The sequence below is a fragment of the Agromyces fucosus genome, from assembly GCF_004134865.1.
In the GTDB taxonomy this organism is placed as follows: Bacteria; Actinomycetota; Actinomycetes; order Actinomycetales; family Microbacteriaceae; genus Agromyces; species Agromyces fucosus.
This window is the reverse complement of the sequence record NZ_SDPO01000002.1, coordinates 1-25,248: the sequence shown is the minus strand read 5'-3', so window position 1 is coordinate 25,248 and position 25,248 is coordinate 1. Positions and strand designations below refer to the sequence as shown.

Sequence of the window (25,248 nt, the reverse complement as noted above, 5' to 3'; positions counted from 1 at the left end):
AATGCCCGCAGTCGCCGTGCCCACCCTGCGAGACGGTGACGTCACGCTGCGACCCATCCGCGTCCGCGACGCCAAGCCACTCGAGCGCGTCCTGATCGCGAATCGCGGGTGGCTCCGGCAGTGGGAGGCGACGTACCCGGGCGGCGGCTCGATCATCGACACGCGCGGGAGCATCCGCAACCTGCTGGCGCACGCCCGCACCGGGCATGCGCTCCCGTTCGTCGTCGAGGTCGAAGGGCAGCTGGTCGGGCAGCTGAACGTCTCATCGATCGCGTACGGGTCGCTGTCGTCTGCGACGATCGGCTACTGGGTCGCACAGGATGTCGCGGGGCGGGGCATCACCCCGACGGCCGTCGCCCTCGCCACCGACTACTGCTTCGGCACCTTGAGGCTGCATCGCATGGAGATCTGCATCCGTCCCGAGAACGGGCCGTCGCTGCGCGTGGTCGAGAAGCTCGGCTTCCGCTACGAGGGGCTGCGGCGTCGATTCATCCACATCAACGGCATCTGGAGCGACCACTTCGCATTCGCCCTCGTGGCGGAGGAGGTGCCGCGCGGAGTGCTCCGCCGGTGGCGCGACGGGCTCGTGCCCGAGGGGCTCGCGCGGGTGAGCGATGCCGACCGCGAGGCATCCGCTCGGCCGCTGCGGCTGCCCGATCGGTGAACACGCGGGCGGCGAGTACGTCCGAAGGCATGCAGTGACCTAGCGTTGTCCCATGGACGTGATCGGTGGGGGACTGCTCGTGGCTGTGGCGGCCGCGCTGTGGATCGCGTACCTCCTGCCGAACTGGCTCCGTCGGCGCCAGTACCTGGCCACCGAACGCAACGCGGTACGGCTCCAGCAGACCCTCCGCATCCTGGCTGAGACCGCCGAGACGCCCGAGGCCGTGAGGGTCGAGGCGACGGCTCGCGAGGTCGCGGCGCAGCAGCGCATCCTGCAGCAGCGCGAGGCGACGGCCCGGCTGACGGCCGAGGCCGAGGAACGGGAGGCGCTCGCGGAGCGCTGGGCTGCCGAAGGCGCCGTCGATGCCGCGCGGCTCCGCGTGGGCGTCGTGCTCGCGGCCGCCGCAGCGGCGACCGAGCCGATCGCCATCATCGCCCCGGTCGACCCGGCGGCGCCCGCCCCCGTGGCGCGTCCTGCGGCCAGCGCCCTGGCACGCAAACGACTGCGCCGCGGCCGCGCCCTCTGCTCGCTCGTGCTGCTCGTCTCACTGCTCACGGTCGTCGGCGGCGGCATCGCGGCCGCGCTCGGCGGGTCGCTCATCGTGCCCGTGGTCGGTGCGCTCGGCATCGCCCTCGCCGTCTCCGGTCTCGTTCGACTCGCGCGTGTGCGCCCCGCGGTTCGCGTCGCCGCCCCGCCCGTGGCCGTCGTCGAGGCGCAACCGTTCGAGCCCATCGACCTCGTCGAGCCCGAATCGCAGGTCGACGGCTGGGTGCCCCAGCCGCTTCCCCGGCCGCTGCACCTCTCGCGGGGAACGATCGCCGCGATGGCGATGGCGTCCATCGATGCCGCTGCGGAACTCAAGCGCGCAGAGGTCGGCGACGACATCGCGCGACGTGCTGCGGAGCTCGAACCCGAGCTGCCCGTCATCGCGCCGGCGGCGCACGCCGCGGCATCCGGTGCTCGTGCGACGGCGACGCCCTCGGTACGCGACGACACGCCCGTCAGCCCGTACGCGCGCATGGGCATCATCGACGAGGCGCAGCCGGGATTCGACGACCTCGACGCCGTGCTGCGACGGCGGCGCCAAGCCGGTTGACCGGCCGAGCGGTGCGGATGGTCTGAACCACCAACTGCGGGATGATAAGCTTTTTCTCGCTCGGGCCCTTGGCGCAGCTGGTAGCGCGCCTCGTTCGCATCGAGGAGGTCAGGAGTTCGAATCTCCTAGGGTCCACCGAGAGAATGCCCCGCCGTCAGGCGGGGCATTTCTCGTTCTCGGGGCTGTGTCAACGTTTCGGGTCTGCGTCGACGAACCTCTGCTCACTCGACCGAGATCCCGGACGGCGGTGCCGTCTCGCCGATTCCGGTGATCGAGGTGAGCGTCGGGTGACCTGCGACCAGCAGGGCCGCGTCACTCCGGGGATCCTGTTCGCCGGTCAGGTCGGCGACGGTCAGCCGCACCTCGCCCTCGCCGTGCTCGGCGGCCGTCGTCTGCACGATGCCGAACGGGGCGAGGGTCGCAGCACGAAGCGGTCGGCTGCCCGCATCGGCGGCGTTCGGCACGTTGAGGTTCAGCACCGTGCCGGGCGGTGCGTCCAGCACACCTCGGAGGAGCGCTCGCGCAGCTTCGGCCGCCGCCGCCCAGTGACAGGTGTCGGGATCCATGCCGACGTCGAGCGAGACGGCCAGTCCGCGTGCACCGTTGGCCCCGGCGGTGAGTGCTGCCCCGACCGTGCCGGAATGCAGGATCGCCCGGCCGATGTTGGCGCCGCGATTCACTCCTGAGAGCACGAGATCGGGAGCCGAGCCGAACGCACCGTGCGACGCGATCAGCGCGATGAGTGCCGGCGCCGCGCGCACGGCGAAGCAGGGGATCTCGAGGCCTGCGATGGTGCGTGGCTCCATGTGGATGCGGCCGTCCGCCTCGGCACCGGTGATCGACGCGCTGCTGCCGCTCGACTGCGTCGACGGCGCCGCGACGACGACCTCGAGGCCCTCCTCGATCGCCACGGCGGCGAGTGCGTGCAGGCCCGGCGAGTCGATGCCGTCGTCGTTGGTGACGAGGAGGGCGCTCATCGCTCGTCCACCTCGAGCCGGCCGGCGAGTTCGTCGGGGGAGAGCTGCGCATGGGCTTCGCGATCGGCGCGGATGATCTCGACCTGCGTGCTCAGGCGGCGGATCGCCTCGGCATCGCCGGTGCCGAGGCCATGCCGGGTGACGTTGAGCGCACCGGCTGCCGCGGCGAGGGCGACGGCCCCGTGCAGCGAGTCGCCTTCGGCGAGCGAGGCCGCCAGTGCGGCGGTGAACGAGTCGCCTGCACCGCTCGGGTCGACCGCCTCCATGACCGGGGCATGCACGGTGGACACCTCATCGCCGTCGATGAGCACCGCGGGTCGGCCGGCCCTGGTCACGACGACGCTCCGTGCGCCGGCGTCCCGGAGACGGGTGGCCGAAGCGATCAGACCGGCCATGGACGCGCTGCTGGAGGCATCCACCGCTTCGAGCTCGGTCTCGCTCACCTTCGCGAGCCGGACTCCGCCTTCGAGCGCCGCGGCGAGGCGGCCACCGGCCAGGTCGACGACGACCGTTCGCTCCGCCGCGGTCAGGTCGGAGGCGAGCCGGCGGTACACATCGTCGGGCAGCACGCCGTCTCCGGCGGGACCGCTCAGCAGCACGAGGTCGGCCGACATCGCCTCGCGGATCGTCGTCGTGTACAACTCGTCGAGCTCGTGCCGTGAGAGCGGGTCGCCTGCGAGCTCGACGACCTCGACCCGCTCGCCGCTCCGGCGATCGTGCACGTAGGCGCCGCCCCGACCATCCCGGTGCACGGCGTGCACGGTGAGCCCGTCGTCTTCGAGCAGGTGCTGCACGACTCGTCCGGACTCACCCGTCAGGACCCCGCAGATCGAGACCTCCGCGCCGAGCGTCCGAAGCATCTTCGACTGCCAGACGCCCTGGCCTCCGGCGTGCACGTGCAGTTCGGTCCCCCTCGCGCCGCCCTCGATGGTCACCGTCAAGAGGGGTGAGGGGGCGAAGATCATCACCTTCGGCATGCGAGCACCTCCTCGACTCCGACGGTACGACCGCCCGAGGCGGGCCGCCACGGGGTTCACCTCGCCACGGCGAGCGATTATCATGGCGCGCCCGGGCGTATGGTGGAACGGATGTCAGACGCGCCGGCCACCCGATCGATCCCCGTCTCCGACGCCCACCGATGGCGCGCGTACTGGGTGTGCGTGGCCGTGGCGGGCCTCACGATCATGGATCTCTCGAAGGTCAACGTCGGGCTTCCCGCCATCGAGGACGCGTTCGACGCGGGCTCGACCGAGCTGCAGCTCATCGTCGCGGGGTACGTGCTCACCTTCGGCCTGACGCTCGTGCCGGCCGGACGCATCGGCGACCAGCGCTCGCGCAAGACGCTGTTCATCGTGGGCCTCAGCCTCTTCACCCTCACGAGCTGCATCGCCGCGCTCGCACCGAATGCGACGGTGCTCCTCATCGCGCGGCTCCTGCAGGGCGTTGCCGCCGGCATCCAGATGCCGCAGGTCCTCGGCCTCATCCAGGAGCTCTTCCACGGCAAGGAGCGCGGCAAGGCGTTCGGACTGTTCGGAGCGACCATCGGCCTCGCGACCGCGTTCGGTCCGACCCTCGGCGGGCTCATGATCGCGATCGGCGGCCCCGAAGACGGATGGCGCGGCATCTTCTGGATCAACGTGCCGCTCGCGCTCGCGGCCATCGTGCTGGCGATCTGGCTGCTCCCGCTGACGCGGCATCCGTCGGGCAAGCCCCTGTCGCTCGACCCCGTCGGCATCACGCTGTTCGGCATCAGCGTGGTGTCGCTCATGTGGCCGTTCCTCTTCACGACCGGCTCGCCCGACGACGACCCCGCCAGGTGGTGGGTGCTCGTGATCTTCGTGTTCGCGTTCACCGCATTCCTCGTGTGGGAGCGGCGCTACGCGGCGAGCGGGCGGCATCCGCTCGTGCCGCTCGCGCTCTTCGGCGTCAGCTCGTACCGCAACGGCACTGCGCTCTCGAGCGTGTACTTCGCGGCACTCCCGCCCATGTTCCTGCTCACGACGCTCTACCTGCAGCACGGCCTCGGCCTCGCGGCGGTCTACGCGGGCATGGTCACGATCGGGTTCGCGCTCGTGAGCGCGGTGACCTCGTACGTCGGCGGCAACCTGGTGAACCGGGTGGGCCGTCCGCTCGTCGTCTGGGGTCTCGTGCTGCTGCTCGTCGGCATCGGTCTCTCGGTGCTCGCCGTGTTCGCGACCTCGCCCGAGCTGACGCCGTGGGCGATCGCGGTCGCCATGATCTTCAGCGGCGCGGGCGGTGGCTTCGTCATCTCGCCCAACCAGACGCTCGCCCTCGCCGACGTCCCGGTGAAGCAGGGCGGTCTCGCCGGGTCGGTCGGGCAGCTCGGCCAGCGCATCGGCACGGCGATCGGCACGGCGATCACGCTCTCGCTCTTCTACTCCACGATCTATCGCGAGTCGAGCGGCGAGCCCGACCTGTCGGTCTATCGCGACGCGTACGCCATGGGGATGATCGCCGTCGCCGTGCTCGTCGCCGTCGCCTTCGGGATCGGCGTGCTCGACCTCGGGGAGCGCGGCCGTCGGCGGAGTGCGCTCGGCGATGCCCCCGCTGAGGACGCGGACTGAGCCACCCGCAGCCCGCCCGGTTCCCGGCACCTCAGCGGATCGCGAGGATGCGCGCCCGCTCGGGCCGGTCGTAGTGCTCGATGGCGGCGCGCAGCGCGGCGCGCGGCATCGTCGCGGCATGCCGCTCGACGAAGTCGGTGAGCCGGCCGCGATCGTGGTCGCCGGCGGCCCGCAGCACCCAGCCCAGCGCCTTCTGCACGAGGGGTTCGGGGTCCTCGGCGAGCGTCTCGGCGAGGCCGTAGGCGTCGTCGAGCTCGCCGCGACGGAGGAAGGCGAAGGTCGCCACGAGGGCGGTGCGGCGTTCGGGCCAGAACGCGGATGCCGCGAGCCCGGCGAGCGGCGAGCGGTCGCGCTCGAGCAGGTATCCGCCGACGACATCGCGTGCAGCGAGGTCGACGAGGTCCCACTGGTCGATGCGGTCGTGCCGGCGCAGGTAGAGCTCGTACAGCTCACCGCGTCGATCTTCGTGGGTCTTCGGCCGTGCGGCGCACTTGCCCATGATGCTGCAGGCGAGGGCGCGCACCTCGTGCGTCGGCTGCTCGAGCAGCGCCTCGAGCTCGCCGGCCGGCAGGTCGAGCGCCGTCTTGGCGAGGTCGAACACCGCGCCCATGCGCACGCCGATGAACGGGGCGTCGGGGTCGGGAGGGAAGTACCGGGTGTACTTCTCGCGCTCCTCGTCGCTCGCGAGCGACTCGAGGGCGGCGATGAGCTCTGCGGCGTCCACGCGTGCCTCCCGTCGTCGGGATCAGCGTAGCGACCGAAGGCGCGCGAGCGACGGCTCAGGCGGCCAGGTGCACCGCGGGGGTGAGGAGGGCCGCGAGCTCGCCGGCCGAGAGCTCTCGACCGAAGGCGGGGTGTCCGGGCTCGAGTGCGACGCCGTGCCGGAGCTCGCCGCCGTCGACCGGGTCGAAGCCCAGCTCGTCGATGATCTCGGCGACGACTGCCCGTGCGTCGGCGTCGTCGCCGACGACTGCGAGGGCGCGGCGCAGCGGGGAGCCGGCGGCCATGCTGTCGTCCTCCATCTCGTGGTAGCCGAGGTGGTTCAGCGACTTCACGACGCGGGCGCGCGGGTTCCGAGCGGCGTTGACCTCGCTCGTCGTGCGCGGGTCGTCGTCGATCTCGGCGATGTTGCCGTCGACCGGTGGCCAGTAGTTCATCGCATCGACGACGATGCGGTCGTCGAACGCGTGCCAGGGCACGGTACCGGCCTTGCCGAACGGCACGGCCACGATGATGACGTCGGCGGTCTCGGCGAGGTCGTCGGGGGAGGTGACCTCTGCGCCCGGGGCGACGACGCCGACGACCAGGTCGAGCGCGGTCTGACGGGGGGAGCCCGCGATGAGCACTCGGTGCCCGGATGCCACGAGCAGGCGGGCGAGGGCTGTGCCCACCTTGCCCGCGCCGTAGATTCCGATGACCGGCCGATCCGTCACGTCTTGATTCTCCCATCCCACGACGCACCGGAATCGATGCGTCCTCATGCAAATGAACGCCGTGAACCCGGCGGGCATTCCCGAGCCGGTGCGCTCGGCAACGGCGGGGAATAGTCTCAGGTCGACGGTGGTTCCGAACCATGCATGCACATGCATGGAAACGTGGGAGAGGGATCGGGATGTCTGAGCGGTACGAATTCGGGGTCGACACCTTCGGCGACGTGACGAGCGGTGCCGACGGCACCCTGCTGCCGCACGCCCAAGTGCTGCGCGATGTCGTAGAGGAGGCCGTGCTCGCCGACCGGCTCGGGCTCGACTTCTTCGGCCTCGGCGAGCACCATCGCGTGGACTTCGCGGTCTCAGCACCCGAGGTCGTGCTCGGCGCCATCGCCGGCCGCACGGAGCGCATCCACCTCGGCTCCGCGGTCACGGTGCTGAGCTCCGACGACCCCGTGCGCGTGTTCGAGCGCTTCGCGACGCTCGACGGGCTCTCGAACGGCCGCGCAGAGGTCATCCTCGGTCGTGGCTCCTTCATCGAGTCCTTCCCGCTGTTCGGCTTCGAGCTGAACCAGTACCAGGAGCTCTTCGAGGAGAAGCTCAACCTCTTCGCCGCGCTGCTCCCGCAGGAGCCCGTGACGTGGAGCGGCCAGCTCCGCTCCTCCCTGACCGACCAGCTCGTCTTCCCACCCGTCGAGCACGGCCGGCTGAAGACGTGGGTCGGCGTCGGCGGCAGCCCCGAATCCGTCGTGCGCGCCGCGCACTACGGCCTGCCGCTCGTGCTCGCGATCATCGGCGGCAGCCCCGCCCGATTCGCGCCGCTCGCCGACCTCTACCGGCGAGCCCTCGGCCAGTTCGGCCACCCGCTGCAGCCGATCGCGATCCACTCGCCCGGGTTCATCGCCGAGACCGACGCCGAGGCGCTCGACACGCTCTGGCCGCACTACAAGGTCAGCATCGACCGCATCGGCCGCGAGCGCGGGTGGGGCGCGGTCGATCGCGATCACTTCGAAGGCGAGGCAGGGCCGAACGGCGCCCTCTACGCCGGGTCGCCCGAGAGAGTCGCCGTGAAGATCGCCGACGCCATGCGCGCTGTCGGCGCCACCCGCTTCGACATGAAGTACTCCAACGGTGCGTTGCCGCACGAGGCGATGATGCGCAGCATCGAGCTCTACGCCACCGAGGTCGTGCCGCGGGTCAAGCAGCTGCTCGCCGCCGCCGATGCCGCCGACGCCGAGCTCGCGGCCGTCGCCGACCTCGGTGCCTCCGACCTCGCCGCGGCGGATCGGGCGGATGCCGCGGCATCCGCCGACCAGCAGGTCGACTGACCGGTCGCGTCCGGGCTACGCGGCGGGCGGCACCGGGCTCGCCCCCGAGGCCGCCGCCCGGCGCCGGCGCACCGCAGCCCGGAACCAGAGCGCGTCGGGCACGCGAGCGAGGAACGTGCCGGCGACGATCGTGATGAGCACGTAGCCCGTCGCGAGCGGCGCGAGTTCGGGGGCGACGACTCCCGAGCCGACCGCGAGCCCCGCGATGACGATCGAGAACTCGCCTCGAGGCGCGAGCGAGAGACCGGCACGCCACTGGCCGAGCGTGCCGACACCGGCGCGACGTGCGGCGTATGCGCCCGTGATGAGCTTCGTGATGATCGTCACGAGAGCCAGGGCGAGTGCAGCCGGCAGCATCGACAGCAGGGCCGAGGAGTCGGTCGTGAGCCCGAAGAAGACGAAGAAGATGGCGGCGAAGAGGTCGCGGAGCGGGGTGAGCACCTGACTCGCGTTCGCTGCGACCCGGCCAGAGAGCGCGATGCCCACGAGGAACGCCCCGACGGCGGCCGAGACGCTCACCTCGGCCGCGAGGCCGGCGACGAGCATGGTGAGGCCGAGCACGCCGAGGAGCAGGGGCTCGTAGTGATCGGCAGGGAAGAGCCGCGAGACGATGTGCCCGTGCCGCAGGGCCACGTAGAGGATGACGGCGACGACGCTCACCGCGATCGCGACGGAGACGGCGCCCTGCATGAGGCTCATGCCGACGACGAGCGCGGAGAGCACGGGCAGGTAGAACGCCATCGCGAGGTCCTCGATGACGAGCAGCGCGAGGATCGCCGGCGTCTCGCGGTTCGAGAGCCGGCCGAGGTCGCGCAGGAGCTTCGCGATGACGCCCGACGACGACACCCACGTGACGCCCGCCATCGCGACCGCGGCGACCGGACCCCATCCGAGGAGGAGCGCGAGCGCGGCACCCGGCAGGGCGTTGAGCGCGGCATCGATGAGCCCCGCGGTGCGCGCGGACTTGAGGCTGCCGAAGAGCTCCGAAGCGGTGTACTCGAGGCCGAGCAGCGCGAGCAGCAGGATCACGCCGATCTCGGCGCCGGTCTGGAAGAACTCCTCGCTCGCATCGAGGGCGATGAACCCGCCCTCGCCGAATGCCAGGCCGAGCACGAGGTAGAACGGGATCGGCGAGATGCCGAACGCGAGCGCGAGGCGCCCGAGCAGACTCATGCCGAGAAGCAGCGCGCCGACTTCGATGAGGAGCAGCGTGGTCTCGTGCATTCGCCCGGCCTCAGTCGGGGCCGTTGGCGAGCAGCCGGGCTACTCCGTCGAGTCCTTCACGTGTTCCGACGACGACGATGACGTCTCCCGCGCGCAGCGTCTCCGCTGGCGTGGGCGAGGGGATGATCGCTCCGTCGCGGACGATCGCCACGATCGAGGCGTGCGTGCGCGTGCGGGCCTTCGTGGCGCCGAGCGTGCGGTTCAAGTAGGGCGAGTCCGTCGGCAGGGCGATCTGCTCGGTGTAGAGGCCCGCCGTCTCGTCGGAGAGGCTCGTGAGCCGGCTCAGCATGACGGAGGCGCCGAGCACGTCGGCGAGGGCCGCGGCCTCGTCGTCGTTCAGGGGAATGGAGTCGCGGCAGGCGTCGGGGTCGTCCTGGTCGAAGACCCCGAGGTCGCGCTCGCCGTCACGGTGCGACACGACGCTGATGCGCCGGCCGCTCTCGGTGACGAGGTCGTGTCGAATGCCGATGCCGGGCAGGTCGACCTTCTCGATGCGTATACCCACGTCCGCAATCGTAACCCCGCGCGGGGGTGTCCCGGCCCTTGCGCTCAGCGTGCCGGGGCGGCGTGCGTGCGCATCGTCAGCACCGGGGTGCCCGAATCATCGCCGGCCTCGAACTCGACCCGCACGTCGCCGAGCTCGGCGAGCGAGCCGACGTGGGTTCCACCGCACGCGATGCTCGCGGTGCCGACGGGCAGTTCGGCGACCCAGTACCGGCGATCGGTGAGCCCGTCGCCGTCGCGGTCGATGCGCACGGTCGCCCCTGCGGCCGCCCATTCGGCGATCGTCGAGGTGACGGATGCCGCGAGCTCGCCGAGCCCGTCGGCCACGACCGAGGCCGTGTCGAACCCGGCGCGGCGCAGCGACTTGTTCAGGCGGTACACGTCGACCGAGCCGTTCGGCACGATGCGGCTCGACGCGATCGCGATGCCGTCGAAGTCGGGTGCCCCGAGCGCGTCTTCGCGAGCGGCCTTCGACCAGTGGCCGGCGAGTGCGGCGTTCAGTGCGAGCGCCGCCGCGTGGCAGGCGGTGTGGCCGATCGAGAGGGCGCGGCGCGCCGTGGCATCCGCTCGCACCTGCACGGCGTCGCCCTCGGCGATCGCTGCGTCGCCCGCGACGAGGTGGGCGACGAGGAACGACCACCCCTCGGTGCCCTTGCGCACGGGGATGTCGGCGCCGAGGAAGAGCTCGGTGCCGTCGGTCGCCGCGACGACGGCGTCGACGACGGGCAGCTCGACCGCGCCGGCGGTCAGCGTGCCGGTGTCGGCCGGCTGGTCGGGCCAGGCCGCGTCGACCGGGTGGAAGCTCGTCGCCTCGGTGACGACGGCGATGCGGCCGTCATCCGCCGGCGCGACGTGCAGCACCACCGTGTCCGCGTCGAGGGCGCCGTCGGGGTAGGTGACGAGCGTGTCGCGAGAGGGGAGCAACGCGGGGCTCAGACGCCGTCGCTGCGACCGAGGAGGTGGAACGGGATCGCGAGCGAGAGCGCCACGGCGATGATGCCGCCGAAGAACACGGGCGCCTGGAATTCGGTCATCACCGGGGCGGTGCCCATGAGCCACATGCCGAAGACGAAGAGTCCCAGGGAGATGAGGAAAGTGACGACGTTCATGGCGACCTCCAGAGTTCCGGTGGCGGTCCGCACCGCCCGGTCGAGTCTACCGGGCGGGCGCGCTCACCGGCGGGTTCACACGTCGATCGGACCGAGCCACGCGTTCGCGACGGTCGAGTGCGCCGACTCGTCGTCGGAGGGGTGGAAGATGCCGGCGAGCACGTCGCGGTAGAGGCGACCGAGTTCGGAGCCGGCGAAGTACGTCGATCCTCCCGACACCCGCACGGCCTGGTCGACGACGTGCTTGGCGGTCTCGGTCGCGCGCACCTTCACGCCGACGAGCTTCGCGAACCAGAAGGCGCCGTGGTCGACGAGTTCGTCGAGGTCCCGCGCGATCGCGAGGAGCTGCGGCGCGATGGCTTCCTGCGCGAGCGCGGCGTCGGCGATGCGCCACCGGATGTCGGGATCCTGGGAGAGCGGTGCGCCGCCGTTCTTCATCGAGGTGCGCCGCCGGGCGGCCGCCACCGCGAGGTCGAGGGCGCGGTCGCCGATCCCGGCGTAGACCGAGGCGAGCAGCAGTTCGAAGTTCGCGAAGATGCCGAAGATGAGGGGATCGGCGTTCGGCCCGGGGTCGAGCCGGCGCACGATGCGATCGGATGCCGCGAACGCGCCGTCGAGCACGGTCGTGCGGCTCTGGCTCGCCCGCATGCCCATCGTGTCCCAGTCGTCGAGGATGCGCACGTCGGGGTCCTCGCGGTCGATGAACCCGTAGACGAGCTTCGGCGCATCGGCCGAGACCGTGTCGAGGCCCATCGTGCCGAGCCGCGTCCACGCGGGTGAGAGCGAGGTGAAGATCTTCCGGCCCGTGTAGCGGTAGCCGCCGCCGGTCTGCGGCTCGGCGACGGTGCGCGACCCGAAGAGCATGAGGTCGTTGCCGGCCTCGCTGATGCCGAATCCGAAGATCTCGCCGCCACCCGCTTCGCGCAGCACGAACTCGAGCGAGTCGTCGCCGCGATCGCGCAGCACCTTGGCGACGCCGGTCCAGACGAGGTGCATGTTGACCGCGAGGGCCGTCGCCGGTGCCGCACTGGCAAGGCGCATCTGGCCGCGCACGGCGTCGGCGAACGTCCACCCGAGGCCGCCGAGCTCGACGGGCACGAGGGCCGTCAGATAGCCGGCCTCGCGGAGCTCGGCGAGGTCTTCGTCGAAGAAGACGTTGTCGCGGTCGTACCGGGCGGCGCGTTCGCGGAAGCGTTCGAGCAGCTCGTCGTGCAGCAGGGCCTCGGGCGTTGTCACGCCGCCAGACTACGCCTCGGGTGCCCGGTCGCGCGGGGGCGCGACCGGCGGTGCAGCTTCCGCCGGCAGCGACGCCGGCGGTACGACGGATGCCGCGGCATCCGCTTCACGTGCCCGTCGCTGCCGCGTCGACAGCAGGACGATGCCGACGATGATGGCGGCGATGACGGCCGCCGCAAGGAGCCAGGGCAGCAGCACGCCGATGGCGACGCTCAGCCACGCACCGAAGACGACGAGCGCGCCCCAGCCGGCGGCGAGGCCGCTCCAGAAGTCACCGGGCACGGCGGCGGGCGCCTGTGCCTCGGTGACGAGTTCGACGCTGAGGGTCGAGTAGTCGACCTGGTCGACGAGCGCATCGCGCTGCTGGGTCAGGCTGTCGAGCTCGGCCTGCCGGGTCGTGAGCTCGGATTCGATCGAGATGAGGTCGGCGATCGATGTCGCGGTGCCGAGGAGTTCCTGCAGGCGGTCGACCGAAGCGCTGAGCGCGTCGATGCGCGCGTCGAGGTCCTGACGCTGCGAGGTCACGTCGGTGGCGTCCATCGAGACGGAGTTGACCGTGCCGAGCTCGCGGAGCTCGGCGACCGCACCGTCGAGTTCGTCGGCCGGGATGCGCAAGGTGAGGCGTGCACTCGGCGTCTGGGTGTCGGTGCCGGGCGTCTCGTTTCGACTGTCGACGCGTCCGCCCGATGCATCGGCGATGTCGGCGGCGCTCTGCGCTGCGGCGATCGGGTCATCGACGGTGATCGAGATCCAGCCGGTCGTGATGACGCTGCGGTCGGCGTCCGCGTCGGTCGCGCCGTCGCCGCCCTCGATCGATTGCGGCGCGTCGGGCGCGACCTCCTCGACCATGCCCGGCTCGCCCGTCGACGCGCTCTGGCCGGCCGTGCATCCGGCGAGGAGGAGGACGGTGAGCGCGGCCGCAACGGCGGCCGTCGGTGCGAGTCGTCGTCTCATGCGCTCACTGTATTGCCGGGCCGGAGCGCGATGTCTGGAACCCGGCTGGGAGTCGGGTCACGATCGGATGTCGCTCCGAGACCCCGTCTCAGTCGTCGTCGGGGTCGCGCCCCGTGCGCTCGCCGCTCTCGAGCGAGGCGATCGCCGCGAGGTCGCCGGCATCGAGCTCGAAGCCGAAGACGTCGAGGTTCTCGCGGATGCGCTCGGGCGAGGACGCCTTCGGGATCACGACGTTGCCGAGCTGCACGTGCCAGCGCAGCACGATCTGCGCAGGGCTGCGCCCGTGCTTCACGGCGAGCTCGTCGAGGAGCGGCGTGCCGAGCACGCGACCGCGGGCCAGCGGCGACCACGCCTCGGTTCGGATGCCGCGGCTCGCGTCGTACTCGCGCAGCTCCGTCTGCGGCAGCCACGGATGCAGCTCGACCTGGTTCACGACGGGCGCCTCACCGGTCTCGGCGACGAGCCGTTCGATGTGATGGGCGTGGAAGTTCGAGACGCCGATCGAGCGCACCCGTCCTTCGTCGCGGAGACGGATGAGCGCTCGCCACGTCTCGACGTACCGGTCCGTCGACGGCACCGGCCAGTGGATCAGGAAGAGGTCGAGCCGATCGAGCCCGAAGCGCTGCATCGACTCGTCGAAGGCGCGCAGCGCCAGGTCGTAGCCGTTGTCGTCCTTCCATACCTTGCTCGTCACGAACAGCTCGTCGCGGGCGAGGCCCGATGCTCGCACCGCGTCGCCGACCTCTCGCTCGTTGTCGTAGAACGCCGCGGTGTCGAGATGCCGGTACCCCGCGTCGATCGCGTCGAGGCAGAGCGCCGTGGCATCCGCGGCCGGAACCTTGTAGAGGCCGAATCCGAGCTGGGGGATGCTCGCGCCGTCGGCGAGCGGCAGGCGGGGCGCTGCGGGGAGTGGTCGTGACATGCGGTCCTCTCGGCGGGGCGTCAGCTCGGCTGGGTGGCTACCGGCTCGGTGTCGGGGATCGGACTTGCGTCGCGACCGCGCAGGTCGGGATGCCAGCGTCGGCCGAGCAGCGGAACGAGGAATCCGAGGAAGGCGAGCCCCGTGGCCGCCCAGAACGCACCCTGCGCCCCGTTGCCGTCGATGAGGAATCCCGCGAGCGCGGAGCCGAGTGCGGCGCCGATGAGCTGCCCGGTGCCGACCCAGCCGTACGCCTCGGCGGTGTCCGAGAACTTCACGCTCGCCGACACGATCGCGAAGAGCACGGCGAGGGCGGGGGCGATGCCGATGCCCGCGATGAAGAGGGTGATCGAGAGCCACCAGAAGTCCATGAGCCCGGCCGCGAGCGCCGTTCCCGCGAACACGATGAACATGCGGCGCGCCGTCGACCACGGTCCGATGGGCACGTGCCCGAGGAAGAGGCCGCCGGCGAGCGAGCCGACCGAGAAGATCGCGAGCACGATGCCCGCCTCGGCGCCGTCGTGGCCGAACGCGGCGACGACGCCCGCTTCGATCGCCGCGCATGCGCCGATCAGGAGAAAGCCGACGATCGTCGCGAGCATCACCGGGGGGCGCCCGAGCACGGTGCCGAAGCGCCGCTTCGACCGGGGGATGCGGACCCGGCCGAGTTCGGGCGAGGAGATGAACCAGATGCCGCCGACGACCATGAGCACGGCGGCCAGGAGGATCGCCCACACGGTGCCGACCTGGGTCGCGACGAAGGTCGTCACGACCGGGCCGACCACCCAGATGATCTCCTGCGCCGAGGCGTCGAGCGAGAAGAGCGGGGTGAGCTGGCGGGAGTTCACCATCTTCGGATAGATCGTGCGCACCGCCGGCTGCACCGGGGGGTTCGCGAGCCCGGCGACGAGTCCTACCGCCATGTAGAGCGGCACCGTGAGCGGCAGCACCGCGATCGCGACGACGGCCGTGACGCAGACGGCGAGGGTCGCGATGAGCACCGGCCGCATGCCGAGCCGGCCCATCAGGCGGCTCGTGAGCGGGCCGGCGATGGCCTGGCCGATGGAGGTCGCGGCGAGCACGAGCCCTGCCGATCCGTAGGAGCCCGTCTGCTGCTCGACGTGCAGGAGGAACGCGAGCGAGAGCATGCCCGACGGGAAGCGCGCGGTCAGCTGGGCGGCGATGATGCGAGCGACGCCCGAGGTTCTGAGCAGTTCGGAGTAGCTTCCCACGGTGCGATCAACTCTATCGACGCCCGGATCGTGATCTCGGTGCCCGATCCCGCGCGCCGCGGGTGACATATGCTCTCTCTGTAACGGCGCCGTGGCCAGAGACCTTCGGCGTCGCCGATCCACGCAACGACAGAGGTTCCACTCATGCACTCCCGACGCCTGCTCATCCCGACCGTGGCTGCGGCCGCGGCGCTCTTCCTCACCGGCTGTGTCGACAACACGACCGGCGGCGACGAGCCGACCACTGACGCCTCGGCTCCCACGATCGCGGTCGACGAGGCCGCCGCGGCCCTGCTGCCCGCCGAGATCGCCGACTCCGGCACGCTCGTCGTCGGCACCGACGCCGCGTACCCGCCCAACGAGTACAAGGACGACGACGGCAACCCGATCGGGTGGGACGTCGACCTCGTCGACGCGCTCGGCGCCAAGCTCGGCCTCGAGGTCGAGTACGAGATCGCGAGCTTCGACAAGATCATCCCGTCGATCACCGGCGGCACCATGGACATGGGCATGTCGAGCTTCACCGACAACGCCGAGCGCCAGGAGCAGGTCGACTTCGTCGACTACTACGAAGCCGGCATCCTCTGGGCGGCACCCGCAGGCGCGACCGTCGACCCCGACAATGCGTGCGGCCTGAAGGTCGCCGTGCAGGCCACGACGTACGAGCACACCGACGAACTGCCCGCGAAGAGCCAGGCGTGCACCGACGCCGGCAAGCCCGCGATCGAGATCACCCCGTTCGACACCCAGGACGCCGCGGCGAACGCCGTGGTGCTCGGCCAGGCCGACGCCATGAGCGCCGACTCGCCCGTCACCGGATATGCGATCGCGCAGACCGACGGCAAGCTCGAGGCGGCCGGCGACGTGTTCGACTCCGCGCCGTACGGCTTCCCGGTGGCGAAGGGCTCCGAGCTCGCCGCAGCGGTCCAGGCGGCCATGCAGTCGCTCGTCGACGACGGCACCTACGGCGACATCCTCGCCGAATGGGGCGTCGAGTCGGGCGCCGTCGACACGATCGAGATCAACGCGGGCACCTGATGAACGACGCGTCCTCCGGCCGGGCGACGACGCCCGCGCCGGCGGGCGGCCCAGGTGCCGCCCCGGTCCCGACGAAGGTCGTGCGGTTGCGGCATCCGTGGCGCATCGTCGTCGCCGTGCTGCTGCTCGCCGTCGTCGCCGTCTTCATCATCGACGCCGCGCAGCGGGAGGCCTTCGACTGGCCGAACGTCGGCAAGTACGTCTTCGACCAGCGGGTCTCGCAGGCGGCGGGATTCACCCTGCTGCTCACCGTGCTCTCGATGATCATCGGCGTCGTGCTCGGCGTCATCCTCGCCGTCATGCGGCAGTCCCCGAACCCGGTGCTGAAGTCGATCGCCTGGGTCTGGCTCTGGGTTTTCCGCGGCACCCCGGTGTACGTGCAGCTCGTCTTCTGGGGCCTGCTGTCGACCATCTACACCTCGATCGACCTCGGCGTACCGTTCATGGAGCCGTGGGTCTCGTACCCGACGACGGCCCTGCTGAACACGTTCTGGCTCGCCGTCATCGGCCTCGCGCTCAACGAATCGGCGTACATGGCCGAGATCGTGCGCGCCGGACTGCTGTCGGTCGACCCTGGCCAGAGCGAAGCCGCCACCGCGCTCGGCATGAGCTGGGGCAAGTCGATGCGCCGGGTCGTGCTGCCGCAGGCGATGCGCGTGATCATCCCGCCGACCGGCAACGAGGTCATCTCGATGCTGAAGACGACCTCGCTCGTCACGGCGGTTCCGTTCACCCTCGAGCTGTACACGCGCACCCGCGACATCTCCGCCGCGATCTTCACACCGATTCCGCTCCTCATCGTCGCGTCGATCTGGTACCTCGCGATCACCTCGGTGCTCATGGTCGGCCAGTACTTCCTCGAGAAGCGCTACGCCCGAGGTGTCGGCGCACGGCCCGACACCGGTCCCGGCCCGGTCACCGGTGCGATGAGCGCCGTCGACGCCGAGATCGCCGAGACCGCGATCGCCGCCAAGCACGGAGGAGACGCTCGATGAGCGAACAGACCACGACGCCTGCGGGCGTCGACGAGTCCGCGGCATCCTCGACACCGATGGTGCTCGCCGAGCATGTCTCGAAGAGCTTCGGCTCCAACGAGGTGTTGAAGGACATCTCACTCGAAGTCCGGCGTGGTGAGGTGCTCTGCCTCGTCGGCCCGTCGGGATCCGGCAAGTCGACGTTCCTGCGCTGCATCAACCACCTCGAGCAGGTCTCCTCGGGTCGTCTCTCGGTCGACGGCACACCCGTCGGCTACCGCGAGGTCGGCGACAAGCTGTACGAGATGCACCCGAAGGATGCCGCGAAGCAGCGCCGTGACATCGGCATGGTGTTCCAGCGGTTCAACCTGTTCCCGCACATGACCGCTCTCGAGAACGTCATGGAGGCGCCCACCCAGGTCAAGCGCGTCTCGAAGGCCAAGGCGAAGGCCCGTGCCCTCGAGCTGCTCGCGCGCGTCGGCCTCGCCGAGCGCGCCGACTACTATCCCGCCCACCTCTCGGGCGGGCAGCAGCAGCGGGTGGCGATCGCCCGGGCGCTCGCGATGGATCCGAAGCTCATGCTCTTCGACGAGCCCACGTCGGCGCTCGACCCCGAGCTCGTCGGCGAGGTGCTCGACGTCATGAAGGAGCTCGCGAAGACCGGCATGACGATGATCGTCGTCACGCACGAGATGGGCTTCGCCCGCGAGGTCGCCGACACGCTCGTCTTCATGGACGGCGGGGTCGTCGTCGAGACGGGCGATCCGCGCGAGGTGCTCGCGAACCCGCAGCACGCGCGCACGCAGGCCTTCCTCTCGAAGGTGCTGTGATCCCGCTGGTCGAGTAGCGAGCGAAGCGAAGCGTATCGAGGCCATCCGCCGTGGTCTCGATGCGCTTCGCTCTTCGACCGGCGGGGCTCAGCCCTGCAGCAGCTTCGTGATGCGCTGGAGCGACACGCTCTCGGCCGCGCGCAGCTCCTGCGCGAAGAGGCTGATGCGCAGCTCCTCGATGAGCCAGCGCGCCCGCACGAGGTTCGCCGGGGCATCCGGTGCCAGCGGAATCGTGCCGCCCGCGTCGGAGAACCGTGCGAGCGCTGCCTGCACCTCGTTCATCCACACCCGGTCGCGTCCGGGGTTGTCCGCGAGCTTCCCCACGCGCATCGTGACCCCCTCGAGGTACCGCGGCACGTGCCGGAGCCGCTCGAGGCCGGTCCGCGAGACGAACCCGGGGAAGACGAGACCGGCGAGCTGCTCCTTGGCGTCGCTCAGCGCGGGCAGCAGCGCCATGCTCGTCGTCGACTTCAGGGTCTTCTCAGCCGTGCGGAGCGCGGTGAGCGTGCGGGCGACGAGACCGACGGTCTCGAACATCGTGTCCATGACGACCCCCGACACGCGGTCGCGCACGGTGTCGAACTCGAGCTTCGTGAAGAGCATGCCGTCGTCCTTCACGCGATAGAGCACGTCGTTGACGCAGGCCACGAGGCAGTCGGCGAAGAGCGCGGTGGTGCTCGGGTACGGGCTCGTCGCGAGGATGAGCTTCTCATTGCCGGTCAGGTGCTGCTGCACGTAGTTGACGGGTGACGGCGTCGCGAGCATGAGCAGGCGACGGATGCCGCCGGGCATCGCCCGCGCCTGCTCCTCGGGAGTCGCGAGCAGTCTGATGTTCACGGCCGTGCCGTCGTCGATGAGCGCGGGGTAGGCGCGTACGCGGTTGCCGCCGACGGTCGTGTCGACGAAGCGGGGGAGCTCGGCGAAGTCCCAGCTCGTCAGACCGGTGCGCTCGATGCCGGCGCCCGGCGCCTCGGCGGCCGCGGCGATCGATCCGGGGGTGACGGGGCCGTCGACCTGACGCGGTCCTCTGGGGCCGCGCTCGCCGCGAGCGGGTGCCGCGAAGGTGTCGGCGACGGCGTCGCGCGCCCGGTCGGCGAGCTGCGCCTGGAGTGCCCGCAGGTCCTTGCCGACGGCGAGCTGCTTGCCGCGCCCGTCGACGACGCGGAACGACATCAGCAGGTGCGGGGGAATCCGGTCCATCGCGAAGTCGGCGCCCGTGACGGGCGTGTGCGTGAGGCGCTTGATGACGCCGGCGACCTCGTCGGCGAACGACATGCCCGCCGGGGCATCCGCTTCGCCGAGCTCGGCGACGATCTTCGCAGCCCAGTCGTTCGCCGGCACGACGTTGCGGCGGATCACCTTCGGCAACGCCTTGATCATCGCGGTGACGAGCTCGGTGCGGAGGCCGGGCACCTGACGGTCGAAGCCCTCGGGGCGGAGACGCGCGAGGAGCACGAGCGGCACCTGCACGGTGACGCCGTCGTCGGCTGCCCCGGGCTCGAAGCGGTACCGCAGCGAGAGCGTCTGGTCGTCCTGCTGCCAGTTGGGCGGGAACGCGCCCTCGTCGATCGCCGGCGCATCCTCGGGGGCGAGCGCCTCCGCCGTCATCGTCAGCAGCTCGGGCGACTCCTGCTTCGTGCCGCGCCACCAGGTCTCGAAGAGCCTGGTCGACGTGACGTCGGCGGGGATCCGCGAGTCGTAGAACTCGAAGACGGCCTCGTCGTCGAAGAGGATGTCGCGGCGACGGCTGCGCTCTTCGACGGCCTCGAGCTCTGCACGGAGCTTGCGGTTCCGCCGGTCGAAGTCGAAGAGCCGGTCGCGGCGGATGTCGTTCGGCCAATCGCCGTCGACGAGCGCGTGGCGGAGGAAGAGTTCGCGCGCATACGCCTGGTCGACGCGGGAGAGCTGGATGCGCCGGCGCGCGATGATCGGCACCCCGTAGAGCGTGACCTTCTCATAGGCGACCGCCGCGCCCTGCCGCTTCTCCCAGTGCGGCTCGCTGTAACTGCGCTTGAGGAGCGAACCCGCCAGCGGCTCGGCCCATGCCGGGTCGATCGCCGCGTTCATGCGTGCGAAGAGCCGGCTCGTCTCGACGAGCTCGGCGCTCATGATGGCGTCGGGCTGCTTCTTCGCGAGCGCGGAGCCCGGGAAGATCAGGAATCGCGACTGCCGGGCGCCGAGGTACTCGCCCTTGGGCTTGCGCCCACCGGATGCCGCGGCCCCGCGAGTGCCCGACTGGGTCGTGCTCGCGGGGGAGTCCTTCAGGCCGATGTGACTGAGGAGGCCCGCGAGCAGCGACTTGTGGATGAGGTCGGCGTCGGGCGCCGCGCCGCCGCCGGGGGTCTTGTCGTCGATCTCGAGTCCGAGCGGCCGGCTCATCTGGCGGAGCTGCCGGTAGACGTCGTTCCACTCGCGCACGCGCAGGTAGTTCAGGAACTCGTTCTTGCACATGCGCCGGAAGGCGCTCGACCCGAGCTCGCGCTGCTGCGTCTCGAGGTGGTTCCAGAGGTTCAGCAGGGTGATGAAGTCGCTCGTCGGATCGGCGAAGCGGGCGTGCTGCTCGTCGGCCTGCTGGCGTCGCTCGAGCGGGCGCTCGCGCGGATCCTGGATCGTGAGGCCGGCGACGATCGCGAGCACCTCGCGGCTCACGCCGTGCTGCTTCGACTCGACGACCATCCGGCCGAACCGTGGTTCGATCGGCAGTTTCGCGAGTGCACGGCCCACCTTGGTCAGCCGGTTACCGTCTTCGACGGCCCCGAGCTCCCGCAGCAGCTCGACGCCGTCCTTCACGCCGCGCGCGTCGGGCGGGGTGAGGAACGGGAACGCCTCGATGTCGCCGAGGCCGAGCGAGATCATCTGCAGGATGACCGCGGCGAGGTTCGTGCGCAGCACCTCGGGCTCGGTGAACTCCGGACGCCGTCCGAAGTCGTCTTCGGAGTACAGGCGCATCGCGATGCCGTCGCTCGTACGGCCCGATCGTCCGGAGCGCTGGTTGGCCGAGGCCTGGGAGATCGCCTCGATCGGCAGCCGCTGCACCTTCGAGCGCACGGAGTACCGGCTGATGCGCGCGGTGCCGGCGTCGATCACGTACTTGATGCCCGGCACGGTGAGGCTCGTCTCGGCGACGTTCGTCGCGAGCACGACCCGGCGGCGAACGCCGGCGACCGTCGAGGGCTGGAACACGCGGTGCTGGTCGGCGGCTGAGAGGCGCCCGTACAGCGGCAGCACCTCGGTGACGGATGCCCCGCGCCCCGAGTAGTGCCCGCGCACGGCCTCCTCGGCGTCGCGGATCTCGTTCTCGCCCGAGAGGAACACCAGCACGTCCCCGCGCGACTCCCGATCGAGTTCGTCGAGGGCCTCGATGATGCCCTGCAGGTAGTCCTTGTCGTCGGCGGGCGCCCGCCCGCCCGCCGACGGCGATTCGTCGGGGTCGTCGCTCGCCGCATCCTCAGCCACGAGCGGGCGATACCGGATCTCGACGGGGTACGTGCGACCCGACACCTCGATGACCGGGGCCGGCTCGCCGGATGCATCGGCGAAGTGCCGGGCGAAGCTCTCGGGGTCGATCGTCGCGCTCGTGACGATGACCTTCAGGTCGGGCCGCTTCGGCAGCAGCTGCTTGAGGTAGCCGAGCAGGAAGTCGATGTTGAGGCTGCGCTCGTGGGCTTCGTCGATGATGATCGTGTCGTACCGGCGCAGCATCCGGTCATGGTGCATCTCGTTCAGCAGGATGCCGTCGGTCATCAGCTTGATGCGGGTCGATGCGCTCGCCTTGTCGGTGAAGCGCACCTGGTAGCCGACGACCCCGCCGACCTCCTCGCCGAGCTCGTCGGCGATGCGCTCGGCGATCGTGCGCGCGGCGAGCCGCCGCGGCTGGGTGTGGCCGATCGACTCGCGGCCGAGCTCGAGGCAGATCTTCGGCAGCTGCGTGGTCTTGCCCGAGCCGGTCGCGCCCGCGACGATGACGACCTGGTTCTCGCGGATGGCGCGCGCGATCTCCTCACGCTGCCGGGAGACGGGCAGCTCGGCGGGGTAGGTGATCGCGGCAAGCACAGCCCTCCATCGTATGCGGCGAAGCGGGAGAGTGGGAGAACTCGCTCGAATGCGGCGCGAGCGGGGCCGTGGTAGAACACCCTCATGTCGACCGAGGTCGAGGCACCCGCGAGCCCTCCGCTGTCCCGCGAGTCGGGCACCATGGCCCTCGTCGGGCTGCCGCTCATCAGGGTCGCCCTCGTCGGACTCGCCGCCCTCCTCACGTGGGCCGCGCTCGCGCTCACGTCGGAACCAGGGCCGTTCCCGCCCGGCATGCTCTTCGCGGCGGCCACGATGCTGCCGGTCAACGTGCTGTCGATCGTGCTCGTGCGCCGGGCGCTGCACCGTTCGGGTCAGCGTGCACGCGACCTCATCGACTTCTCGTGGCGACGGCTGGGGCGCGACGTGCTGTGGGGTCTGCTCTGGCTCGCGGTGCTCTGGCTGCCGTTCATCCTCGCGGTCTTCGGCGTGATGTTCGCCCTCCACGGCGGCGCCGCGCTCGAGCACTTCGACACGGTCTTCCACGACGCGGATGCCGCGCCGCCGCTGAACCGCGCCTGGCTCACGGTGCTCGCGGTCGTCTCGGTCGTGACGTTCGCCCCGCTGAACGCGCCCGCTGAGGAACTCATCTATCGCGGCTACTCGCAGTGGGGACTCGAGAAGCGGTGGCCGGCGTTCTGGGCGATCGTCGTGCCGTCCGCGATCTTCGCGTTGCAGCACGTCTTCTACGCGGCGACCGCCGATGCGGTGCTCGTCTACCTCGCGGCGTTCTTCGTGTGGGGCCTCGGCTCGGGACTCATCGTCCATCGCCAGCGCCGCCTGATGCCGATCCTCATCGCCCATCTGCTCGTCAACCTCATGACGAGCGCACCGGCGCTCGTGCTGCTGTTCCTCCCCGACTCGGCGATCGCCACCTGAGACCGCGCGATTCGGATCGGACCGGCTCCGGCGGTTACGGTGTCGGCATGGGTGAGCACGAGTTCGAGGCAGCGTTCCGCGAGTGGCGCGAGTCGCGCTGGCAGGCCGTCTCGGCGCCGCACGGCACGGCGGCACTGCGTCACACCCACTGGCTCGCGGCCGAGCCGGCCGAATTCGCCGGTGCGCCGGGACGTTGGCACGCGGAGCCGACGGCGCTCGTCGGGGTGCTGGCCAACGGCGACGTGATCCGGCTCGCCCCCGGCGAGGAGCGCGACCTCGACGGTGTGCGGTTGCGCGGGTTCCAGCGCGACGGCGCACTCGCGCTGCGCGTCATCGATCCGGATGCTCCGAGCCGCACCTCGCTCATCGGTATCGAGGTGTACCCGCCGTCGCGAGAACGTGTCGTGACCGGCCGATTCGTTCCCGCGGGCGATGGGGCGACGCTCGACGTGACCTCCGTCGACGGACATGAATCGACCGACCGGCTCGGCGGTACGATCGAGCTCGAGATCGACGGCGTGCCCCTCGTGCTCACCGTCACGCGCGACGATCACGGCCTCTCCGCCGTGTTGGCCGATGCCACGAGCGGCGGCGAGAGCTATCGCTTCCGGTTCCTCCGCGTGCCCGAGCCCGCCGTCGACGGCACGGTCGCGGTCGACTTCAACCGCGCCTACCTTCCGCCGTGCGCATTCTCCGACGAGTACGTCTGTCCGTTGCCTCCGCTCGGCAACCGCTGGCCGGTCGCGCTTCGGGCGGGGGAGCGCGTCGCCGCGCGGCATCCGCTGGCCGAGGCCGACGCGACGGTCGACGCCGAGGTCGACGCCGCCTGATTCGCGGGCAGCGAACCCCACTGTCCACGAGTGGTGCGCCCGTGGTGGGATGAAGCATGACCTCCGTTCCCCGCATCCAGCTCAACGACGGCCATTCGATCCCGCAGCTCGGCTTCGGCGTCTTCAAGGTCGACCCCGCCGAGACGGTGCGCATCGTCAGCGACGCCCTCGAGGTGGGCTACCGCCACATCGACACCGCGCGCATCTACGGCAACGAGGCGGGAGTGGGTGCCGCGCTCGCCGAATCCGGCATCCGGCGTGAAGAGCTCTTCATCACCACGAAGCTCTGGAACGACGACCACGGCACGCAGTCGGCGTTCGACGCCTTCGACGCGAGCCTCGATCGGCTCGGCCTCGAGTACGTCGACCTGTACCTGATCCACTGGCCCTCGCCGAAGCGCGACCGGTACGTCGAGGCGTGGAAGGCGCTCGAGCAGATCCGCGAGAGCGGGCGGGCGCGTTCGATCGGCGTCTCGAACTTCCTGGTGCCGCACCTCGAACGGCTGCTCGCCGAGACCGACGTGGTGCCGGCGGTCGACCAGATCGAACTCCACCCGGCGCATCAGCAGCCGGCCACGACCGGCCTTCGCCGAGGAGCACGGCATCGCGATCGAGGCGTGGGGCCCGCTCGGCCAGGGCAAGTACCCGCTCTTCGACGTGCCCGAGATCGCGGATGCCGCGGAGGCTCATGGCAAGAGCCCGGCGCAGGTCGTCATCCGCTGGCATCTGCAGCGCGGCCACATCGTCTTCCCGAAGTCGAATCGGCGCGAGCGCATGGCCGAGAACTTCGACGTGCTCGACTTCGAGCTGAGCGAGGCTGAAGTGCAGGCGATCACCGACCTCGAACGCGAGGGCCGGGTCGGTTCGCACCCCGACGACGTCGACTGACGGATGGCGCGGATCCGCGCGTTTCGGCGCGACACGCCCGGACTGCGGGTCGGATTTGCCCGGGTGTCGGGATCCGCGTAAATTCTTACTCATCGCCACGGCGGTGCGGAAAGCGACTGAGAGATCAGGGCTTCCGACCGAGTCGGCGAGATTCTTAGCCAAATAGCCTCGTAGTCGCATTGCGACTCGGTGATTTCAAGCCTAAGATGAAACCCCCACTTCAGAACGAACATGATCTTCGGGTCGTGTTCTTGTTGTGTCAACAACGGCCGTGTGACTTCGAGAGATCGAAGCCGGCAAAGAAGTGGTACGGTAGGTAGGTTGCCCTGAGGGCAGGCCGATACGGCTGAAACTCGGGTGCGTCCGTTCCTTGAGAACTCAACAGCGTGCACTATGTTCAATGCCAATTTTATTGAACCCCAGCTTGTCCCTTTTTGGGGTGGGTATGGATTCCTTTGATTGATGGACAATTTGATTTTG

22 protein-coding genes, 1 tRNA gene and 1 pseudogene are annotated in these 25,248 nt (G+C 70.5%); 11 read left to right on the top strand and 13 right to left on the bottom strand.

Annotation, left to right across the window (positions count from 1 at the left end; translation table 11 throughout):
- Position 1 precedes the first annotated feature (1 nt).
- The 3 genes from ESP57_RS05875 (at position 2) to ESP57_RS05865 (ending at position 1,895) form a co-directional block, all read left to right on the top strand.
- Positions 2-664: a GNAT family N-acetyltransferase gene (locus ESP57_RS05875; protein WP_129230908.1), complete on the top strand. Its 663-nt coding sequence runs from the start codon at positions 2-4 to the stop codon at positions 662-664.
- Positions 665-716: 52 nt separating this feature from the next.
- A complete protein-coding gene (locus ESP57_RS05870; RefSeq protein ID WP_129230907.1) occupies positions 717-1,760 on the top strand; it encodes a hypothetical protein in 1,044 nt (347 codons plus the stop codon).
- A gap of 62 nt (positions 1,761-1,822) precedes the next feature.
- A tRNA-Ala gene (locus ESP57_RS05865) sits at positions 1,823-1,895 on the top strand.
- Positions 1,896-1,981: 86 nt separating this feature from the next.
- Here the strand turns inward: ESP57_RS05865 and surE are convergent.
- Both surE and ESP57_RS05855 read right to left on the bottom strand, forming a co-directional pair.
- Entirely contained in the window at positions 1,982-2,737 is a 756-nt protein-coding gene (surE, locus tag ESP57_RS05860; RefSeq protein ID WP_129230906.1) for a 5'/3'-nucleotidase SurE, read from the bottom strand.
- Positions 2,734-3,714, bottom strand: a complete 981-nt coding sequence (locus ESP57_RS05855) for a 1-phosphofructokinase family hexose kinase (RefSeq protein WP_207904494.1) — start codon at positions 3,712-3,714, stop codon at positions 2,734-2,736. Before ESP57_RS05855 ends, surE begins: the two co-directional genes overlap by 4 nt.
- A gap of 111 nt (positions 3,715-3,825) precedes the next feature.
- On the opposite strand from ESP57_RS05855, the gene ESP57_RS05850 reads away from it, so the two are divergent.
- On the top strand, positions 3,826-5,322 hold the full coding sequence (locus tag ESP57_RS05850; RefSeq protein WP_165877387.1) for an MFS transporter: 1,497 nt from the start codon (positions 3,826-3,828) through the stop codon (positions 5,320-5,322).
- Positions 5,323-5,353: 31 nt separating this feature from the next.
- On the opposite strand, the gene ESP57_RS05845 is transcribed toward ESP57_RS05850, so the two are convergent.
- Complete coding sequence (locus ESP57_RS05845; protein WP_129230905.1) at positions 5,354-6,046, bottom strand: DNA alkylation repair protein; 693 nt, start codon at positions 6,044-6,046, stop codon at positions 5,354-5,356.
- A 55-nt stretch (positions 6,047-6,101) separates the two neighbouring features.
- Positions 6,102-6,755: an NADPH-dependent F420 reductase gene (locus ESP57_RS05840; protein WP_165877386.1), complete on the bottom strand. Its 654-nt coding sequence runs from the start codon at positions 6,753-6,755 to the stop codon at positions 6,102-6,104.
- Between the two features lie 179 nt (positions 6,756-6,934).
- Between ESP57_RS05840 and ESP57_RS05835 the strand changes: the two genes are divergently transcribed.
- Complete coding sequence (locus tag ESP57_RS05835) at positions 6,935-8,080, top strand: LLM class flavin-dependent oxidoreductase (RefSeq protein WP_129230903.1); 1,146 nt, start codon at positions 6,935-6,937, stop codon at positions 8,078-8,080.
- Positions 8,081-8,095: 15 nt separating this feature from the next.
- Here ESP57_RS05835 and ESP57_RS05830 read toward each other — a convergent pair whose 3' ends face one another.
- The 8 genes from ESP57_RS05830 to ESP57_RS05800 form a co-directional block, all read right to left on the bottom strand.
- Positions 8,096-9,304 (bottom strand): cation:proton antiporter, encoded by a 1,209-nt coding sequence (locus ESP57_RS05830; protein ID WP_115962898.1) that lies wholly within the window; start codon positions 9,302-9,304, stop codon positions 8,096-8,098.
- Positions 9,305-9,314: 10 nt separating this feature from the next.
- Positions 9,315-9,809, bottom strand: a complete 495-nt coding sequence (locus ESP57_RS05825; protein WP_056004782.1) for a cation:proton antiporter regulatory subunit — start codon at positions 9,807-9,809, stop codon at positions 9,315-9,317.
- Positions 9,810-9,853: 44 nt separating this feature from the next.
- Entirely contained in the window at positions 9,854-10,732 is an 879-nt protein-coding gene (locus tag ESP57_RS05820; RefSeq protein WP_129230902.1) for an alanyl-tRNA editing protein, read from the bottom strand.
- An 8-nt stretch (positions 10,733-10,740) separates the two neighbouring features.
- On the bottom strand, positions 10,741-10,917 hold the full coding sequence (locus ESP57_RS18390) for a hypothetical protein (protein WP_157376953.1): 177 nt from the start codon (positions 10,915-10,917) through the stop codon (positions 10,741-10,743).
- Between the two features lie 75 nt (positions 10,918-10,992).
- Positions 10,993-12,153: an acyl-CoA dehydrogenase family protein gene (locus ESP57_RS05815; protein ID WP_129230901.1), complete on the bottom strand. Its 1,161-nt coding sequence runs from the start codon at positions 12,151-12,153 to the stop codon at positions 10,993-10,995.
- Between the two features lie 9 nt (positions 12,154-12,162).
- Complete coding sequence (locus tag ESP57_RS05810; protein ID WP_129230900.1) at positions 12,163-13,107, bottom strand: DUF4349 domain-containing protein; 945 nt, start codon at positions 13,105-13,107, stop codon at positions 12,163-12,165.
- Between the two features lie 88 nt (positions 13,108-13,195).
- Positions 13,196-14,029 carry an aldo/keto reductase gene (locus tag ESP57_RS05805; RefSeq protein WP_129230899.1) on the bottom strand — a complete coding sequence of 278 codons (834 nt, stop codon included), beginning with the start codon at positions 14,027-14,029 and terminating at the stop codon, positions 13,196-13,198.
- A 20-nt stretch (positions 14,030-14,049) separates the two neighbouring features.
- On the bottom strand, positions 14,050-15,258 hold the full coding sequence (locus tag ESP57_RS05800; protein WP_129230898.1) for an MFS transporter: 1,209 nt from the start codon (positions 15,256-15,258) through the stop codon (positions 14,050-14,052).
- Positions 15,259-15,402: 144 nt separating this feature from the next.
- Here ESP57_RS05800 and ESP57_RS05795 point away from each other — a divergent pair, with 144 nt between their 5' ends.
- The 3 genes from ESP57_RS05795 to ESP57_RS05785 are packed head-to-tail and all read left to right on the top strand — an operon-like array spanning position 15,403 to position 18,100.
- Positions 15,403-16,296 (top strand): ABC transporter substrate-binding protein, encoded by an 894-nt coding sequence (locus ESP57_RS05795; RefSeq protein WP_129230897.1) that lies wholly within the window; start codon positions 15,403-15,405, stop codon positions 16,294-16,296.
- Positions 16,296-17,291, top strand: a complete 996-nt coding sequence (locus ESP57_RS05790) for an amino acid ABC transporter permease (protein ID WP_129230896.1) — start codon at positions 16,296-16,298, stop codon at positions 17,289-17,291. The genes ESP57_RS05795 and ESP57_RS05790 overlap by 1 nt, the downstream gene beginning before the upstream one ends.
- On the top strand, positions 17,288-18,100 hold the full coding sequence (locus tag ESP57_RS05785; RefSeq protein ID WP_129230895.1) for an amino acid ABC transporter ATP-binding protein: 813 nt from the start codon (positions 17,288-17,290) through the stop codon (positions 18,098-18,100). Before ESP57_RS05790 ends, ESP57_RS05785 begins: the two co-directional genes overlap by 4 nt.
- An 87-nt stretch (positions 18,101-18,187) precedes the next feature.
- Here ESP57_RS05785 and hrpA read toward each other — a convergent pair whose 3' ends face one another.
- Complete coding sequence (hrpA, locus tag ESP57_RS05780) at positions 18,188-22,153, bottom strand: ATP-dependent RNA helicase HrpA (protein WP_129230894.1); 3,966 nt, start codon at positions 22,151-22,153, stop codon at positions 18,188-18,190.
- Between the two features lie 84 nt (positions 22,154-22,237).
- Between hrpA and ESP57_RS05775 the strand changes: the two genes are divergently transcribed.
- From ESP57_RS05775 to ESP57_RS05765, 3 genes and pseudogenes are all read left to right on the top strand, one after another.
- Entirely contained in the window at positions 22,238-23,050 is an 813-nt protein-coding gene (locus tag ESP57_RS05775) for a CPBP family intramembrane glutamic endopeptidase (RefSeq protein WP_129230893.1), read from the top strand.
- A gap of 47 nt (positions 23,051-23,097) precedes the next feature.
- Positions 23,098-23,880, top strand: a complete 783-nt coding sequence (locus ESP57_RS05770; protein ID WP_129230892.1) for a DUF1684 domain-containing protein — start codon at positions 23,098-23,100, stop codon at positions 23,878-23,880.
- A gap of 56 nt (positions 23,881-23,936) precedes the next feature.
- A pseudogene (locus ESP57_RS05765) lies at positions 23,937-24,768 on the top strand (aldo/keto reductase).
- Positions 24,769-25,248 lie beyond the last annotated feature (480 nt).

Bases quoted from the DNA above. Each gene is read 5' to 3' on its own strand.
- ESP57_RS05870 (WP_129230907.1), top strand. From the start codon at position 717: ATGGACGTGATCGGTGGGGGACTGCTCGTGGCTGTGGCGGCCGCGCTG.
- ESP57_RS05790 (WP_129230896.1), top strand. From the start codon at position 16,296: ATGAACGACGCGTCCTCCGGCCGGGCGACGACGCCCGCGCCGGCGGGC.
- ESP57_RS05830 (WP_115962898.1), bottom strand. From the start codon at position 9,304: ATGCACGAGACCACGCTGCTCCTCATCGAAGTCGGCGCGCTGCTTCTC.
- ESP57_RS05785 (WP_129230895.1), top strand. From the start codon at position 17,288: ATGAGCGAACAGACCACGACGCCTGCGGGCGTCGACGAGTCCGCGGCA.
- ESP57_RS05775 (WP_129230893.1), top strand. From the start codon at position 22,238: ATGTCGACCGAGGTCGAGGCACCCGCGAGCCCTCCGCTGTCCCGCGAG.
- surE (WP_129230906.1), bottom strand. From the start codon at position 2,737: ATGAGCGCCCTCCTCGTCACCAACGACGACGGCATCGACTCGCCGGGC.
- ESP57_RS05770 (WP_129230892.1), top strand. From the start codon at position 23,098: ATGGGTGAGCACGAGTTCGAGGCAGCGTTCCGCGAGTGGCGCGAGTCG.
- ESP57_RS05835 (WP_129230903.1), top strand. From the start codon at position 6,935: ATGTCTGAGCGGTACGAATTCGGGGTCGACACCTTCGGCGACGTGACG.
- ESP57_RS05855 (WP_207904494.1), bottom strand. From the start codon at position 3,714: ATGCCGAAGGTGATGATCTTCGCCCCCTCACCCCTCTTGACGGTGACC.
- ESP57_RS18390 (WP_157376953.1), bottom strand. From the start codon at position 10,917: ATGAACGTCGTCACTTTCCTCATCTCCCTGGGACTCTTCGTCTTCGGC.
- ESP57_RS05795 (WP_129230897.1), top strand. From the start codon at position 15,403: ATGCACTCCCGACGCCTGCTCATCCCGACCGTGGCTGCGGCCGCGGCG.
- ESP57_RS05875 (WP_129230908.1), top strand. From the start codon at position 2: ATGCCCGCAGTCGCCGTGCCCACCCTGCGAGACGGTGACGTCACGCTG.
- ESP57_RS05850 (WP_165877387.1), top strand. From the start codon at position 3,826: ATGTCAGACGCGCCGGCCACCCGATCGATCCCCGTCTCCGACGCCCAC.
- ESP57_RS05805 (WP_129230899.1), bottom strand. From the start codon at position 14,029: ATGTCACGACCACTCCCCGCAGCGCCCCGCCTGCCGCTCGCCGACGGC.
- ESP57_RS05810 (WP_129230900.1), bottom strand. From the start codon at position 13,107: ATGAGACGACGACTCGCACCGACGGCCGCCGTTGCGGCCGCGCTCACC.